Source organism: Oleiphilus sp. HI0117 (genome assembly GCF_001635235.1).
Genome location: NZ_LWGA01000589.1, coordinates 1 through 214 on the forward strand (window position 1 = coordinate 1; position 214 = coordinate 214).

General features: G+C 46.7%; 1 protein-coding gene. It reads left to right on the forward strand.

Annotation, left to right across the window (positions count from 1 at the left end; genetic code table 11):
* On the forward strand, window positions 1-196 hold a 196-nt coding region (locus tag A3757_RS26545; RefSeq protein WP_197469886.1), incomplete at its 5' end, for a hypothetical protein.
* Between the last annotated feature and the right edge of the window lie 18 nt (window positions 197-214).

Genomic DNA, 214 nt, shown 5'->3' on the forward strand with positions numbered 1-214 from the left:
CGATAAAGAGTTAATAGTCGATGGCTACAATGGTGATATTTTTGCCTGCCCTTCTGAAGAGCTGCGTGGCTACTATGAGCAGATCGTCGAAGAAGAGAAGGCGCTGGATCAAGGCTTAGAGAAGTTAAAGAGCCTACCCTGCGAAACTAAAGACGGGCATCGCATCTGTGCCTGGGAATACCGGTTTAATGACTGATGTTGTTCGTTCACTGAA